The 15,896-nt window shown below is 42.6% G+C and carries 13 protein-coding genes; 9 read left to right on the forward strand and 4 right to left on the reverse strand.

Annotated features, from left to right (window positions below):
• Window positions 1–11: 11 nt before the first annotated feature.
• The gene (locus tag ACWGXJ_RS04670; protein WP_231109513.1) at window positions 12–3,092 is read right to left on the reverse strand and encodes a polymorphic toxin type 15 domain-containing protein; all 3,081 of its coding nucleotides are present in this window, start codon (window positions 3,090–3,092) and stop codon (window positions 12–14) included.
• Between the two features lie 270 nt (window positions 3,093–3,362).
• Between ACWGXJ_RS04670 and ACWGXJ_RS04675 the strand changes: the two genes are divergently transcribed.
• The 4 genes from ACWGXJ_RS04675 to ACWGXJ_RS04690 all read left to right on the forward strand — a co-directional run bounded on the left by ACWGXJ_RS04675 (window position 3,363) and on the right by ACWGXJ_RS04690 (window position 5,932).
• Window positions 3,363–3,539, forward strand: coding sequence for a hypothetical protein (locus tag ACWGXJ_RS04675; RefSeq protein WP_155729771.1), 177 nt, complete (start codon window positions 3,363–3,365; stop codon window positions 3,537–3,539).
• A 124-nt stretch (window positions 3,540–3,663) separates the two neighbouring features.
• Entirely contained in the window at window positions 3,664–3,960 is a 297-nt protein-coding gene (locus ACWGXJ_RS04680; protein ID WP_452566291.1) for an N-6 DNA methylase, read from the forward strand.
• A 359-nt stretch (window positions 3,961–4,319) separates the two neighbouring features.
• Window positions 4,320–5,309, forward strand: coding sequence for a tRNA dihydrouridine synthase (locus ACWGXJ_RS04685; RefSeq protein ID WP_452566292.1), 990 nt, complete (start codon window positions 4,320–4,322; stop codon window positions 5,307–5,309).
• Between the two features lie 53 nt (window positions 5,310–5,362).
• Entirely contained in the window at window positions 5,363–5,932 is a 570-nt protein-coding gene (locus ACWGXJ_RS04690; RefSeq protein ID WP_452566293.1) for an SF0329 family protein, read from the forward strand.
• Between the two features lie 170 nt (window positions 5,933–6,102).
• Here ACWGXJ_RS04690 and ACWGXJ_RS04695 read toward each other — a convergent pair whose 3' ends face one another.
• Complete coding sequence (locus ACWGXJ_RS04695) at window positions 6,103–7,533, reverse strand: pyridoxal phosphate-dependent decarboxylase family protein (protein ID WP_452566294.1); 1,431 nt, start codon at window positions 7,531–7,533, stop codon at window positions 6,103–6,105.
• A 305-nt stretch (window positions 7,534–7,838) separates the two neighbouring features.
• Window positions 7,839–8,795, reverse strand: coding sequence for an AraC family transcriptional regulator (locus tag ACWGXJ_RS04700; protein WP_440723378.1), 957 nt, complete (start codon window positions 8,793–8,795; stop codon window positions 7,839–7,841).
• 180 nt (window positions 8,796–8,975) lie between these two features.
• Here ACWGXJ_RS04700 and ACWGXJ_RS04705 point away from each other — a divergent pair, with 180 nt between their 5' ends.
• From ACWGXJ_RS04705 to ACWGXJ_RS04715, 3 genes are all read left to right on the forward strand, one after another.
• A complete protein-coding gene (locus ACWGXJ_RS04705) occupies window positions 8,976–9,995 on the forward strand; it encodes a glycoside hydrolase family 88/105 protein (RefSeq protein WP_452566295.1) in 1,020 nt (339 codons plus the stop codon).
• A gap of 12 nt (window positions 9,996–10,007) precedes the next feature.
• A complete protein-coding gene (gnpA, locus tag ACWGXJ_RS04710) occupies window positions 10,008–12,182 on the forward strand; it encodes a 1,3-beta-galactosyl-N-acetylhexosamine phosphorylase (RefSeq protein ID WP_452566296.1) in 2,175 nt (724 codons plus the stop codon).
• Window positions 12,183–12,342: 160 nt separating this feature from the next.
• Window positions 12,343–12,714 (forward strand): hypothetical protein, encoded by a 372-nt coding sequence (locus tag ACWGXJ_RS04715; protein WP_231109497.1) that lies wholly within the window; start codon window positions 12,343–12,345, stop codon window positions 12,712–12,714.
• A gap of 91 nt (window positions 12,715–12,805) precedes the next feature.
• On the opposite strand, the gene ACWGXJ_RS04720 is transcribed toward ACWGXJ_RS04715, so the two are convergent.
• Entirely contained in the window at window positions 12,806–13,744 is a 939-nt protein-coding gene (locus ACWGXJ_RS04720) for a helix-turn-helix transcriptional regulator (RefSeq protein WP_254351166.1), read from the reverse strand.
• Between the two features lie 112 nt (window positions 13,745–13,856).
• Between ACWGXJ_RS04720 and ACWGXJ_RS04725 the strand changes: the two genes are divergently transcribed.
• Together ACWGXJ_RS04725 and ACWGXJ_RS04730 are read left to right on the forward strand one after the other, a co-directional pair.
• On the forward strand, window positions 13,857–14,303 hold the full coding sequence (locus ACWGXJ_RS04725) for a VOC family protein (RefSeq protein WP_452566297.1): 447 nt from the start codon (window positions 13,857–13,859) through the stop codon (window positions 14,301–14,303).
• Window positions 14,304–14,403: 100 nt separating this feature from the next.
• Entirely contained in the window at window positions 14,404–15,882 is a 1,479-nt protein-coding gene (locus ACWGXJ_RS04730; RefSeq protein ID WP_452566298.1) for a protein adenylyltransferase SelO, read from the forward strand.
• The last annotated feature ends 14 nt before the right edge of the window (window positions 15,883–15,896 follow it).

Consider the following 15,896-nt stretch of genomic DNA (forward strand, 5'->3'; position numbering starts at 1 on the left):
ATCTCCCTCTGTTAATTTGTTAGTTTAATATTTAAATGAGTTGACTTTCTTTCTGCCTCGGTCATAGATTCCGCAGCTGATCTTACATGTTCATCTATTTTACCCGCCCTTTTTTTCCATTGGGAGCCAAGAGAAGAGTTAACCCTTCTATCCCCCACTCCACTGACATGTTCCGGTATACCTCCAGCAATTTGATCAGGATTATGTAATGCCGCCTGACCATCTAGCCATTTACTAGCTTGTTTTTTTGCTTCTTCTTTATCCACTCCTTCTTTTCTTAACTCAGTAATCTTATCCAAGTATGCTTTTTCTCTCGCAGCTTTTTGCGCAGTATCACCTTCGGGTGCTCGTCCTTCTTTTAAATATCTATCTCTATTTTTGATAAACTCATCAACGGTTAAGGAATTAAGTCCTTCCTCTTGAGCCTTTAGCTGTCTTTCAAATTCTACTTTATCATGCTTTGGATTCCTTTTGAAATTGACTTCAACTTCAGAGATTCGCGGAATATTTTTTAGATTAGCTTTACCCGTCCCCTCAGTTTTAGTTAGACTCGATTTCGGCTCATTCGTTGGCTTCAAGGGTTTTGGTTCTGGAACATCTTTGGAATTATGATGTGTCCCTTTTCCACCTTTTATTTTTCCCTTACCCAGAAGAGAGCTAATTAGCATCCCAGCTAATGTCTCACCCTCCATGTAACTTTGGCCCTTCTCTAACATCCGTTTATCGTCTTCTTTTAAACCTTTGAGATACTCATCTCTGGCATTTTCCTGATCCAAAACATAATTTTTAGCAAATACCAAATCTCCCTTTGCCTCTTCATATTGGCCCGACACTATAGTACTTATAGTATCCACAGGATGCTCGATAAGAGCATCTTTTAACTGTTTCAAGCCTTCAACGTTCGCTTGAACTGTTTCCTCCATGCCCTGGAAAAAGAGTGTGGTTTCCTCGCCAAAGCTTTTTTTAGGGGGTTCGGGACGATTAGCTTCCCAGTCACGAATACTTTGCGCATACTTTCTTGCTCTCTGTAATTTTTCTTCTTCTGGGGAAAGCGGCTTAGGAGGAGGTTGTTGCTTCATATAATCCCTAATCCATTTTTCACGAACACTTTTAGGAACCTGCTGATACGCATGAACCATCATCTTAGACTCTTTCAGCAAGTTTTGAACCAGCTCTAATGTTCCACCGGAATGAGCCACATGACGAGCACTTGTATACACTTTCCCCAAAATCCACTTGTTATAATAGGCTTCCTGAGCTCGCTCATACTCGTATTGACTGACCAGTCCCTGCATTGTTAAACCAGCCAAGTATTTTAATGGATGAATTCTGGTTCCCTTACCGCCTCCCCCAACCGTAGGTGTTCCTTTACTTCGAACAGGAATGGCTGCAGTTGCTTTCAGAATGACACCCGCCGCAGGCCCACTTAGTGCTCCTATAACAGCACCAGCCACTTTTCCCATCACCGGAATGGAGCCTAAAAGCTTAGACACCGTACCCATCAAGGCATTCGCCTGTTGAAGCTCTGCTGGACTGGTGACTTTTGCTTTAGGGGTAGAGGCTTGGCTGCTAGCTGAATCCTTGGCTGCTGATTGAGCTGCTTCAAATGCTTTTATGCTCATGAGTGGCGGCTCAGGTACAGGAGAGAGGTCAGCTACGAAAATAGGAGCTTTCACCGTACCTTCTTGATAAATCACCGGAGCTTTGGTATCCGTCTCACCATCCAGTACCATGCTGCTGGATCCGCCTTTTAAATACAGCGCCGTTCCAGCTTCGAGCGAAAGTTCCTCGCCAGCATTGAGCTTCACATGGCCACCCTGAATCTGCACGTTCCCTGGACTGTCGATCGTAATGCCGTTACTTTCATGCAGTGTAATGGAAAATTCACCGGAGGTGGATAGGGTCAGTTCATGCTCAGACATTTCTACGCCGCTACCTTGCACATGTTGCCATACCTTCACATTCGGCTGACCATTTGTGTGGCGTTGTTGTCGCAGTGAATCCGTTACATAGGCATCCTGTTCACAGTGGGTAGGTAGATACAATTCCACCTGTTCCCCGATCTCAGGCATATCGTACCAGCCACTATGTTCTTCGGCGACATAACGGGTGGCTATGGGAAACCAGCAGGCTTTGGCAGGATCTTGCTTCGGGTCAATCTCTAGTTGAAGCTGTACAAAATCCTGTTGTACCTTGAGCACCGTTCCTGTCAGTGAAATCCCGGTGGCCTGGTCGTTTTCATACCGAGCATAGCGGATATCCTGTTCGGCTTGAAGATCATAACGGGTGCGCAGTAAGCCATCCGTTAGTGTAGTCACGGCACGAACCACGACCAGTTCTTTTGCTTGCCCGATAGGTAACGTGATGAGGTCGCCCAGCGCATAGTATTGTAGGCTTTCGATCATATAGGTGACATACGAGCCAGCACGCTCTCCGGGCTTTTCTGCATCCAACTCATGAAACGTTTTACGTACACGATAAAATACGTCCCGCTCTACCTTATGCTGCTTGCCTTCTGGCATCCCGAAGAAAACCTTGGGCGAGGCTGCGGTTACCTCTGGCACGAGTACGGAGCCAAAGCGAGAAGCGAGACGTTTTAAAAACGCCCAATCGGTCTCCTCATATTGTAAAACAAATGTCTCCAGTTTGGCATAGTGGCTTACCGTATCAATGGCATCTCCGTACTGATATTTTCGAACCATTGCAGTGACCAGATCATCATAGGTACGGTGAATATCTTGATAGGAGCGCCTTTTACGCTTAATATCCATCTGGTGCGAATGGGAAGCGGCCTCTAGTTCAAACGTATACACGCCTCGCACGCAGTGTACGGACATACGTGTAACAATCCCATGGAACAACCTTCTCAACGATTGTCCCTGATCATTTAACTGACGAATCACAATGGGCTCTTGCTCCATATCCTGTCCGATGCATACAGCTCCTTGTTCTTCGGAGAGCATGCCACTGATATGTAAAAAGGCATGATCATTAATGGTACGTGTTATTTGAAGTTGTTCGATATGTAGTGGCTGAAAGGGACCATAAAAGCGTAGGCTTTCATATCCTATCCCATCTGATAATACGCTCAAGTGAGTTCATAACTCCTTTCTAGATTTGATGGCTGATTACAAAAGTAAAGTGCAGCATTTTTAATTCGAGTCTGAATAATAGAAGAAATGGATGAATACAACTTTGAGTCAAGACCCATATGTATCACTGAGTTTGTTGGGTATAAAGTTACGATGTGATATTTAAATAACAGTCCAGCATATGTATTTATCGGTTAAAAGAGAGATTTAGTTTACAGAATGACCCATTGGTTGGTGTATTTACTATGTGTATTTTTGGAAGGGAGAGGTATGGGAAGAGAGAAAGCTGACAGTAATTTTGAGCAATTGCCTTCCAAAGTCAGGAACGGGGCTAATTTAATTGTGATTAAGGTTTCGGGTAAATTAAATACAGGCTCATATGGAACTAGTGGGATCGATAGAAGTGAAGAGAAAATGGGTATCATCTGGAAAAAGGGGGTGTTGTGAGAAGGAGTGGCTTTTGATATTATAGGTAATATATATAATAAAAAGAAATATATCCCTTTGACTGTCTCGACACATGTGGAGTGCTGTTCACTGTTGGTCAGGAAAGACTAATAGTTGAGGTGTATTGGCGTTTGAAAAAGGTAAAAATCAAAACAAATTTACTGATAAAAACATCAATAAGATTATCGAAACGTACCGAAATCGTGTGGATGTTGATAAATATGCTCACGTTGCATCACTTGAAGAAATCAAAGAAAACGAGTTTAACTTAAATATTCCTCGCTACGTGGATACGTTTGAAGAAGAGCAAGTCATTGACCTTGTTGAAGTGAGTAAGCTTTTAGAACAAGATAAACAAGAAATCGCTGAACTTGAAGCCAAAATCAATGACCAGCTGAAAATTTTGGGTATTCATGTGTAGAAATTGAAGAAAAGGGTCAAGGATATGTTCCTCGGCTCTTTTTTTAAGCCATTCGCTTGGGAACGGCGTAGACTGGGGGAAGTTATGCCGTGCAGTATTTCTATGAACTGCGGCGCAGTACGTTATAGAAGATGGCAAGGAGGAGCGGCGCTCTTCCTTTTTTTACGAGTCTTTTGGGGAGTATGCTCCTCTATTGAGTATGATATACTCATTTAGATGTCTATGCTTAACATATACTGCCGTTTGAACTACGTTGCTTAAACATGTTATATGTGAAGAAGAAGCAAGGACATGAACAGGTTAGCTTTACCATTTTGGGACCAAAGATTTGTCCTGGTATTTATAGAGGAGTTTTTGATATGACGAATAATTTTTGGCGTGATTTGCCACGACCCTTTTTTATACTGGCACCGATGGAAGATGTGACGGATGTTGTGTTTCGCCATGTCATAAGTGAAGCAGCCAGACCGGATGTGTTTTTTACGGAGTTTGCGAATACAGAGAGTTATTGTCACCCGGAGGGGAACAAAAGTGTACGCGGGCGTTTGACTTTTACAGCGGATGAACAGCCCATGGTGGCCCATATCTGGGGAGATAAGCCGGAATATTTTCGTGAAATGAGCATCGGTATGGCGAAAGAAGGCTTCAAAGGCATCGATATTAATATGGGTTGTCCTGTAGCGAATGTAGCCGAGAATGGGAAGGGAAGCGGCCTAATCTGCCGTCCCGAAATCGCAGCGGATATCATTCAGGCCGCCAAAGCCGGGGGACTGCCCGTCAGTGTAAAAACAAGGCTCGGTTTCACTACCGTAGACGAATGGCGCGACTGGTTGACCCATATTTTGAAACAAGACATTGTGAATTTGTCCATTCATCTGCGGACAAGAGAGGAAATGAGCAAAGTAGACGCTCACTGGGAACTGATTCCGGAGATTAAGAAACTTCGTGATGAGGTGGCACCAGATACACTGCTGACCATTAACGGAGATATTCCGGACCGTCAGACAGGCTTGAAGCTCGCTGAGCAATATGGTGTGGATGGCATTATGATTGGGCGTGGTATTTTCCAGAATCCATTTGCGTTTGAGAAGGAGCCGAAGGAACACAGCAGTGAGGAATTGCTTGAACTGCTGCGGCTTCATCTAGATCTCCATGATCATTATTCAGCGCAGGAGCCACGTTCGTTCAGCCCTCTCGCCCGCTTCTTCAAAATATATGTCCGTGGATTCCGAGGGGCAAGTGAACTCAGAAACAGCTTAATGAACGCCAAATCAACAAGTGAAGTGCGTACATTGCTTGATGAGTTTGGAAGCAAGGATCATGATGAGATAGAGGAACGTGGAAATTAAATTGCCAAGTTGGGAGATGGCTGTTAGTAGACATTGAAAACATAGGAGGATATATGTCTTGGAGTAAATTGAAGCAACAACTGGAGAGTTTCCTCTGTCCTGCGTTAGACGGAAGGGTAGAATACCGAGCGACCAGTTACCGTTATTTACCTGATAAATCTGGAATTTGTTATATAACTGTAGATAAGAAGAACATACTCAATATGAATGATATCACTAGTCCAATCAAATGGTATCAGACGGAGTTGGAAATTAAGAATGATCCCAATATCCAAATTCCTATCAGCAATGAAGAAATTGAAGCGGTCAGAAAAGATACTAATGGGAATGTTCCGGAGGATCGTCTACAAGTAATTGCAAGAGGTAGAAAAATATCAGAGCATGCAAAGGAGCTTTTGTCAGCACAGGCCTCATTAAGCAAGTCTAATTTTAATGTTGTAGCTAATAAGTTTTTAACTACTTCTATAGAGGACAGCTTAGAGAGTAATGATATCTTATTGAATATTCTAGCTTTAGTGGACAGACGAGTTGGAAAAAAGCGAATATTAAACATGACCGAGAAGATGAAGTTAAAGCATCCCATTGTGCAGTATTTTTATGAACTACGACGTAGTACATTATGAAAATAAATAACTTCCATTGATGTGGGCACGTCGTGTCAGGGTTGTCCTCACTGCAATTTGAAAAATGTATGGGAGAAACAGTAAAAAGGGGCGGCGTGCCCCTCTTAATTGTGTGATGCTGATAATTTTCGTTTATTTACAGAAATCGTAGCAAATAGTTTCAAAATTTTTCATCGCAAAAAAACTTTTTTCTCATTTAATGATCTTGCTATATTCGATAAAAGCTGAATTGTATTTCTTATCTCATGTTCCGTAGTGTCTGGGTGAATTGCACAGATTCGGAGGACAGTTTTTCCATTGAGTTGTGTCGTAAGCACAGCGGCATATCCATTCGCCACCATTTCTTGGGAGATCCTTTTGTTGAGTGAATCTAATTCTTGCTCAGATAATCCAGTTGGCGCATATCGAAAATTAACAATCGCTAACTGTGCGGGGCATACAATCTCCCAATGATTATGTTTTTTGATTTCATCTTCAGCCCATTCTGCGAGTTGAACTCCATGCTCTATAACTTCACTGACAGCATTCGTTCCTAAAGCTTGCAGTGTCACCCATAGTTTCAAACTTCGAGCAGGCCGGGTTAACTCAGGACCCAGATCCCAATAATTCATATGTTCTTCATCAGTCTCGGCATCTTTCAAATACTCTGGATGTGTGCTGAAGCAATTTTCGAGGTGTTGCTTTTCTTTGGCTAAAACCACACTACAGGAATAGGTCTGCATTAGCCATTTGTGTGCATCCCAGGTGATACTATCTGAACGCGATATCCCGCTCAAAAGAGACTTATATTTCGAAGAAGCCAAAATTGACGCACCGTAAGCTCCATCCACGTGTAACCAAATATTATGTTTTTCACATAGGTCAGCAATTTCGTTTAATGGGTCAATGCTTCCCGTATTGGTTGTGCCTGCCGTGGCAATGATTGCAAAAGGCTTCATCCCAGTCGCTTGATCATCCATTAATTTTTTTTCTAAGGCTGAAACATCCATACGAAAATTTGTATCACTTGGAACCTTCCTGATTTGATCACTGCGGAATCCGAGGATGCGTAACCCTTTGACGACCGATGAATGAGTTTGATCTGAAACATAAGCAGTTCCAATGGCATATTCCTGCTCGGATAACTTTGCATTGCGTGCAGCTGCTAAAGCGGTCAAATTCGACAGCGATCCGCCCGACAGAAATAAGCCTCCAGCAGTATTGGGATATCCTGCTTGGTCACACATCCACCGGATCACTTCCCCCTCTAAAAGGCTTGCGCTCGAACTCAGCATCCAGCTTCCGGCATGGGTATTATAGGCGCTGGTCATGATATCTCCTAACCACGAGTAAAGAGACATTGGACCAGGAACCAATGCGAAAAAGCGAGGGTGTTGCATGAAGGTTTGGTGAGGATAGACGTTTTTCCTCATTTCATCGACGACCTCTTGTATCGGTCTTCCTTTTTTCGGAAAACCAATTCCCCTTAAATGAGCTATCGTATCCTCATCTGCAATGTTGATTACTTTTTGAGATCGAATGTTATTATTTTCTGCTATTAATGAATGTATGAACTGCTCAATAATCTCGCCTAATTGCTGATTTGGTTCTTGATTCATCATAAGCATCTCCATCTCCTTTGTTTAACTTCAACCAAAGTATAATATAACATCTGTTGTCATATTGTGAGATTCACCGATTTCATCATTACGTTTATTTTTAGGCACTTTGCTATTACATAAATTAATTTTCAAGGTCGAAGATGGCTATACAACGGGGCTTGCTGGAATGGAGTTGTTAAAAGATTTGAATTTTATGCTTTTTCTAGATCCATTGCAAAATGTGATTAATCATATAAAGCAGAAAATGGCTAGTTTGATATCCAGAATATTGAATTCGTTTTATCGAGTTTATTTCTGCTGTTATGCTAAACCCACCCCGTAAACTCCAGTATAGACGCTTTCGCAGATTGCGCTTCGGATTGTGCCCCTTTACGCCATTCTTTTGGCGGCTTTCCCATAAGCCTAGAGAAGCAGCGGTTAAAGCTGGAAATGGAGTGAAAACCGACTTGTTCGGAGATCGAAAGAATTGAATCCTCCGTGCTTTTTAACTGCTTGCAAGCCTCTTCGATTCGGGTGCTGTTTAGGAAATCGAGAGGCGACGTCCCCATAATTTCATGGAATTTTCTTCGGAAATGAGTTGTACTTAAATGGCACAGATCGGCCAAAAAATCCATAGTAATGGGGTTCATATAGTTTTTAGTGATGTACTCCAGAACTGGAGAAATGACAAAATCGCTTTTCAGGCTATGCTCTGTTTCCTGATCTGCCAACAGTTCATTCCTGGAATGAATTCTAAGGAGTTCTATATAAAGGGATAGCAATAAGCCGTAGGCACTTTCCTGATAGTAAGGATTCTGCTGCTTTAATTCCTCTACGATTGAAGTCGCAAGTGTATAAACCTTGGGATGTTGCTCCTTATTCAATATACAGTTCATTCCCTTCACCACCCACAAATTCGGTTCGAAGTTGCTGTAAGCACTTTTAAATGAATGTTGAAAGAGGTCCTCTGGCGAAAAAAAGATATAAGACCAAAGACTGGCTGTATTTGGCGAACTATACGTGGTATGAGGAAGATACCTGGGGATGAAGGTCACATCGCCCGCTTTGAAGGGTACAGATTCTCCTTTGATCTCCATGATGCCGCTATCTGAATAGCATATACCAATCTCCAAATGGTTATGGAAATGGAGATGCTCACTTTTAATATCTGAAATCTTCCAACGCTCACCGCTTAATAGCAAGACAGGGAAATTTATAGGCAAGCTGTAGTGCCGATATTCTATAACGGGCTTCTTTTTTCTGGGCATATTCAATACCCCCATGACTTTGATTTTAACCAGCAGATATACATAAATGATTGGAATTGCGCAGTTTTGTTGCGAAAATGCTTAGATGGAGACTATTTTACTGCGTACAATGGATTAAGTAAAGCGTTTTCAAAACGGCGACAAACAGCTCTCAAGCGCCTTTGGGGGCGTGTGCGCTAGGAGAGGGGAATAAAGATGCTTCAATTGATTTGTGACAAGGAAGAGATAGTAAAAGTTATCGACAAAGTCATCAGAAAAACAATGGCGATGGATTTGACGTGGGACTGGCCTTGCGGTGTGGCTTATTATGGTGTATCCACGGCCTATACAAAAACAGGTAATAAAGACTATTTGAATATGCTTAAGCAGTGGGCGGATGAATATATCGAGCTGGGCCTGCCGCACTGGACGGTAAACACATGTGCTATGGGCCATATGCTGATCACATTGTATGAAGAAACAGGGGACCAGAAATATTGGGATATTGTGATGAGCAAGGTGGATTATATTCGGAACCATGCTCTCAGGTTTGGAGACCATGTTTTGCAGCATACGGTATCCGTTGCTAATGATTTTCCAGAACAGGCATGGGCGGACACGTTGTTTATGGCGGCATTTTTTCTGCTCCGTGTAGGAACCAAATTAAAGGATGAGGAAATGATCCAGGACGCCTTAAACCAATATTACTGGCATATCAAATACCTGCAAGACCCTAGTAGCGGTTTCTGGTACCATGGCTACAATAATGTCAAGCAAGACCATATGTCCGGATTTTTCTGGGGGAGAGCGAATGCTTGGGGAGCATATACCATGTCGCAAGTTAAAATTCATTTGAAAGACTGGTATTTATATCCGCAGTGCATGGACGTGGAGTGTTCGCTTCGGGATCAACTGGCGGCACTGAAGGGGGTTCAAACGGAGAACGGCCTGTGGCGGACGGTACTGGATGACGAGGATTCCTACGAAGAAGTGTCTGCATCTTGCGGAATCGCGGCGGCCATGATCAATAATGGCAATCCGCTGCATACCAAATACGTGCAAAAGGCATTGGAGGGCATCTTGAACCATATTAGCGAGGACGGACGGGTACTAGGTGTGTCGGGCGGCACAGCGGTTATGAAAGATCGGGATGGGTATCGCAATATTCCAAAAGACTGGATTCAGGGCTGGGGTCAAGGCCTGGCATTGGCCTTTCTGTCTGATATGTTGAATTAGGAGGGAACCAAGTTGTCCAAACAAACCACGGGGGCCTTCACACTACCGGGAGAATCCGGTTATGAGGCGCTGACCCTGAAATTAGCTGAACGGTGGGGTGCCGATATCATCCGTGATAGTGACGGCACGCAATTGTCCGATGAGATTATTAACGCTGGGTACGGCATATATTCGACAATCTGTATCATCAGAGATCATAATGAGTGGGCGTCCCACCATCTGGATAAGCTGCAGCAGTGTTTTTTAATTACAAATCCGAAGGTAGCTGTACAAGATTATGTATCCATCTATCTGATGGAGGATTTTTTTGCTGAACAATTCAAAGTTAATGATTCCAAAGAGGCGTTTAATTATTGGCAGGTTTTTGACAGAACGACCGGAGAGGAAGTTCCAAGAGAACAGTGGAATTATGAAAGGGAATCCGGAAATGTGGTCATTACCGGAATTGTTCCTTGGCATAAATACACGGTAAGCTTTATGGCCTACCGGATCTGGGAAGAGATTTCCATGTACAATCACACAACGAATCATTGGGACAAAGAGCATTTGATGCAGATTGATCCCATCTATGCAGAAACGCAAAAATATCTGCTGGATTGGATGGAAGATTGGTGTCTCCATCATAAGGAAACCACGGTTGTTCGGTTTACCTCCTTATTTTATAATTTCGCCTGGATCTGGGGCAGTAATGAGCGCAATCGCCATCTGTTCTCTGACTGGGGTTCATACGATTTTACGGTAAGTTCAAGAGCGCTTGATCTGTTTGCCAAGAAATACGGGTATTCGATGACTGCCGAGGATTTTGTGAATGGCGGGAAATACCGCGTCAGTCATATCCCGGCTGAGCAGCGCAAGCTGGATTGGATGGCATTTATCAATGATTTTGTAATCGAATTTGGCAAGAAATTAATTGACATTGTGCATAGGCACGACAAGCTGGCCTATGTTTTCTATGATGACAGTTGGGTTGGCATGGAGCCTTACAATGACCGTTTTCAAGAGTTTGGATTTGACGGGTTGATTAAATGTGTATTCTCAGGTTACGAGGCGAGACTCTGTTCAGGTGTAAAAGTGAATACGCATGAGATTCGGCTGCATCCTTACTTATTTCCAGTTGGCTTAGGCGGGCTTCCTACCTTTATGGAAGGGGGAAACCCCACGCTGGACGCCAAAAAGTATTGGATTAATATCCGGCGCGCCTTGCTGCGGGAGCCTATTGACCGGATTGGATTGGGCGGATATTTGCACCTTGTAGAGCCTTACCCGGATTTTTGCGATTACATCGAAAAGATTGCCAATGAGTTCAGAGAAATTAAAGAACTGCACCATGAAGGCAAACCCTATCACATCAAGACGAAGGTAGCTATTCTGCATAGCTGGGGAAAATTGAGATCGTGGACATTGTCCGGCCATTTCCATGAAACGTATATGCATGATTTGATTCATGTCAATGAAGCTTTATCCGGATTGCCGATTGAAGTGCAATTCATTGATTTTGAAGATATCCGTCAGGGAATTCTACAGGATTGTGATGTAGTGATCAATGCCGGCTCTGCTGGTTCAGCATGGAGTGGTGGGGAGCACTGGAATGACAACAAGTGTGTGGACTTACTGACGAAATGGGTTTATGAGGGTGGTACCTTTATTGGCATCAACCAGCCTTCTGCGGTCGAAGGCCACGACAGCTTTTTTAGAATGGCACATGTTCTTGGACTGGATGAGGATACAGGCTCCAGAGTAGGTCATGGAAAATGGACGTATGAGGTTAGGGATGAGCATGGTTTGGTGCCTGAAGGAACCAGTATAACGCCAAAGAATAGCATTTATCTTACTGATGGGTCAGCTGCGGTAGCGGAGGAAACGAGTGGTATGATAGCATTGTCTACTCATGCCTTTGGTAAAGGAAAGGGGATCTACCTTCCTTCTTTCGAATTCAGCTGGGAAAACACAAGGATGCTGCTGAATATAATTCGGTTTGCAGGCAATGAGTTACATGAAACGAAGTACATTACAGATAACCTATATACAGAGTGTGTTTATTATCCAGAAAGTAAAATATTGGTTGTTATTAACAATAGCGATCAACTTCAAAGAACGACGATTGAAACGGAATACGGCAAACAAACCATGGAATTAGATCCGTATGACACCATGATCACCCATATCGGCTTAACAAAATCGGTATAGGAACGGAAAATAATGAGAAGTAGCGGTATCAAGCCCTCCTTTATTTTAAGGAAGGGCTTTTTGTTTCAGCACCTCCAGAAAATCAAGCTAATTTACCGGGGATTTTGTCCATTCAAAAGTATCTACCCCATCATTAACTATAAGTAGAACAATTAAGGAGATGATTTCTTTGAGAAAGGCAACCTTAATGAAAATTAAAAATGCGGAAGCAAAGTTGGGAAGAAAGCTAAAGAAAAGAAGTCACGTGGTTATGAATCTTAAAAAAGCCATTCGTGTAACTCAACTTGGAGATGGATTCGCACGCTTCACTTTCGCTCCGATCACTATTTCTCCTAATAGCTTTAGAAGCACTACGATTAACGGTAACGCCTACAATCTGATTAGCGGTGCATGGACTTTCTCTGGAAATGAACAAGGGTTTCTTCTCAATAATTATTCCGCGGCCGAAGACAGATGGGTATTTACTGCATGGAATCCAACTGGATTCACAAGAACGGTATCCTATGCTGTTATCGCCAAACGGAAGCCATAATTCAAATGTCATCGTTAGCAAGGAAAAGGAGCTTGAGCCTTTTTTTCCTTGCTAAAATGTAGAGGAAATGTTGAACAAACCTTCGATGATCTTATAATTTTTGATAGTGGTTTAATAGGTGCTCAACTCTATCTTTAATAATCTGTTTTAAAGATTCTGGCTTCACTGATCGTACATAATGACCATATCTCATAAAATAATGAGCGATAAACTCCTCTTCTCCAGGATTATAAAATCCCTTAATGACTGTCTTATCACCATTTTCTATTTTCATAGAAGGATAATGTTCTTTATAAAAAATATCCTTGGCTTGTTCTACAATCTCTACTTCAAAGTCAATGCTCTTCTCAGTTTGATACATTTCCAATGAACGATTAAGGAGTTCATCTATAGAAAAGCGAGAATTGTTCTCCTCTTCTTCTACAAAGGTGATTCGATCACATCTGAAAACTCTATATTTATTCGTATGTAACTCTATTCCAGTAGCATACCATTGACCAAACTTAGCGGAAATTTTGAAAAATTGAACATAGTAACTTTTGTTCTGATTATTTTTTACATATTTAACTTTACACGTACTCTCATTAAGAATGCTTGTTAGAATTTTATCTAAATAGCGACTAACATGATTATGCTGATATATTTCAAATTGTAGAACCTTTTTCATTTTATGAATCTGGTTTATTTGTATTTTAGAAAGACAGTGTTCAAACTTTTCATTGAGTTGATTAACACTTAAGTGAAAGGGGGTTGATTGATAAGCTTCTAACGTCAACATTGCAAAGTACAGAGCATACACTTCATCCATCGTAAAAATAATGGGGGATAACAATCTATTTTTTAGGATACCATATCGTCCATGTCTGCCATGTTCCGAAAAAATAGGCATACCTAATTGTTCCAATGAACTAATATCACGTAGAGCTGTACTTTTTGAGATATGGTATTTATCCATTAGGTCATTTAAATTAAAAAATTCTCGACTGTTTAAGTATCTGATCATATCATTTAATCTTTCTGATTTCTTCATCTAAATCTCCTTATAAAGGTGTCATATTTTGATACCTTTTTATATGATAATAAGTTCAAGGGAATATATCAAATTCATAAGATATCTACACATATAAAAGGAGATTGATACCATGAGTACAACATTAGAAGTAGCTATTTTCTTATCCATGAACGGAAAGGCAAAAGAAGCTATACATTTCTACAAAAAACACTTCAACGCAGAGGAATTGTTTCTTGTTACCTATCAAGACATGGCCCAACGTGACAGCTCCATACAGCTTACTGATGAAAATAAAAATTATATTTCTCATTCAGTCTTAGCAATCGGAAAAACAAAGGTAATGATAGCAGAAGATACAATGAATCCCAGTGAAGAATATACAGTAGGGAATAATACTTCATTATGTATTCAAAGTGCTGACCTAGAAGAAATTAAACGTTTTTATAATAGCTTAATTACAGATGATCGTGTGAAAATTATTGTGCATTTATCTAATAATGTGTTTAGCCAAGCCTACGGTATTATTGAAGACCCGTTCGGTATTCAAATACAATTAATGTTTGATAATCGATTATAATAAAAAAAGCATGTTCCATGTTTCATAATTGGATAATAAATGGACAGAAGTAAAAACTAAAATGGGAAAACCTAAGATACGCAGCAGAAAAGGAGACACTATGACGGAGAAAAAAGAAATAGCAGATCAAATAGGGTGGAACTTCGACAACAGTTATTCTCGTTTGCCGGAATCATTGTTTACAAAGCTTAAACTGACTCCTGTCCGCTCACCCAAGCTGATTATACTTAATCATCCGTTGGCAGCATCACTGGGGTTGAACGGTACGGCGCTGCAAAGCAATGATGGCGTAGCGGAGCTGGCCGGTAACCAGGTTCCAGAAGGAGCCGCACCTCTTGCTCAAGCTTACGCAGGGCATCAATTCGGGCATTTTAACATGTTAGGAGACGGTCGTGCTCTGCTGCTTGGCGAACAGATCACTCCCTTGGGTGAACGGGTTGATATTCAGCTCAAGGGCTCAGGCAGAACGCCATACTCCCGTGGTGGTGACGGCCGTGCGGCACTTGGTCCGATGCTTCGCGAATACATCATCAGTGAGGCGATGCATGCGCTGGATATTGCTACCACCCGCAGCTTGGCGGTGGTATCCACGGGTGAGTCGATCATCCGGGAAACCGAGCAGCCCGGAGCCATTCTGACCCGTGTGGCTGCCAGTCATCTTCGCGTCGGAACCTTTCAATACGTCTCAGCATGGGGCACGTCCCAAGATCTCCGTGCTCTGGCTGATTATACCTTGGAAAGACACTACCCGGAAGTTGCCAATGACGAAAACCGTTACCTTTCACTGCTTCAGGAAGTGATTAAGCGTCAAGCCGAGCTGATTGCCAAATGGCAGCTAGTTGGTTTTATTCATGGGGTGATGAACACCGACAATATGACCCTTAGCGGAGAAACCATTGATTATGGTCCTTGCGCCTTCATGGATACCTATGATCCTGAGACGGTGTTCAGTTCCATCGACAGGCAGGGACGCTATGCTTATGCCAATCAGCCGCATATTGCTGCGTGGAATCTCGCGAGATTTGCTGAGACGCTCTTGCCACTGCTGCATGACAACAGGGAGCAGGCTGTCACACTGGCTGAGGATGCAATTTCAGATTTTGTAAAAATGTTTCACCATCATTGGCTTGCAGGAATGCGGGCGAAGCTGGGGATCTTTAACGAAGAGCAGGAGGATGAATCTCTTATTGAGGAGCTTCTGAGTATCATGCAGAAGCATCGTGCCGACTACACCAATACCTTCCGTGCCCTAACTTTGAACAAGCTGGAGGATACGGTTCTGTTCAGCACTGCGGAATTCACCCAGTGGCAAGAGCAGTGGCAGGCGAGGCTAGGCAGACAGCAGGAATCACAAGCCTCCTCGCGTCAGCTGATGGGTAGCAGTAATCCTGCAATCATCCCGCGCAACCACCGGGTAGAAGAAGCACTAGAAGCTGCGGTGGAACGAGAAGACTACCGTGTGATGGAACAGCTTCTTGAAGTTCTTTCGAACCCTTATGCCTACTCTACCGAACAGGAAATGTACTCTACATTGCCTGAGGAATCCACCTGTCCTTACCGAACCTTTTGTGGTACCTGATGCAGAGCGAACGA

The organism is Paenibacillus sp. S33, assembly GCF_053615415.1.

Bases quoted from the DNA above. Each gene is read 5' to 3' on its own strand.
- ACWGXJ_RS04715 (WP_231109497.1), top strand. From the start codon at position 12,343: ATGATTTCTTTGAGAAAGGCAACCTTAATGAAAATTAAAAATGCGGAA.
- ACWGXJ_RS04700 (WP_440723378.1), bottom strand. From the start codon at position 8,795: ATGGGGGTATTGAATATGCCCAGAAAAAAGAAGCCCGTTATAGAATAT.
- ACWGXJ_RS04720 (WP_254351166.1), bottom strand. From the start codon at position 13,744: ATGAAGAAATCAGAAAGATTAAATGATATGATCAGATACTTAAACAGT.
- ACWGXJ_RS04690 (WP_452566293.1), top strand. From the start codon at position 5,363: ATGTCTTGGAGTAAATTGAAGCAACAACTGGAGAGTTTCCTCTGTCCT.
- ACWGXJ_RS04685 (WP_452566292.1), top strand. From the start codon at position 4,320: ATGACGAATAATTTTTGGCGTGATTTGCCACGACCCTTTTTTATACTG.
- ACWGXJ_RS04705 (WP_452566295.1), top strand. From the start codon at position 8,976: ATGCTTCAATTGATTTGTGACAAGGAAGAGATAGTAAAAGTTATCGAC.
- ACWGXJ_RS04695 (WP_452566294.1), bottom strand. From the start codon at position 7,533: ATGATGAATCAAGAACCAAATCAGCAATTAGGCGAGATTATTGAGCAG.
- ACWGXJ_RS04730 (WP_452566298.1), top strand. From the start codon at position 14,404: ATGACGGAGAAAAAAGAAATAGCAGATCAAATAGGGTGGAACTTCGAC.
- ACWGXJ_RS04725 (WP_452566297.1), top strand. From the start codon at position 13,857: ATGAGTACAACATTAGAAGTAGCTATTTTCTTATCCATGAACGGAAAG.
- ACWGXJ_RS04675 (WP_155729771.1), top strand. From the start codon at position 3,363: ATGGGAAGAGAGAAAGCTGACAGTAATTTTGAGCAATTGCCTTCCAAA.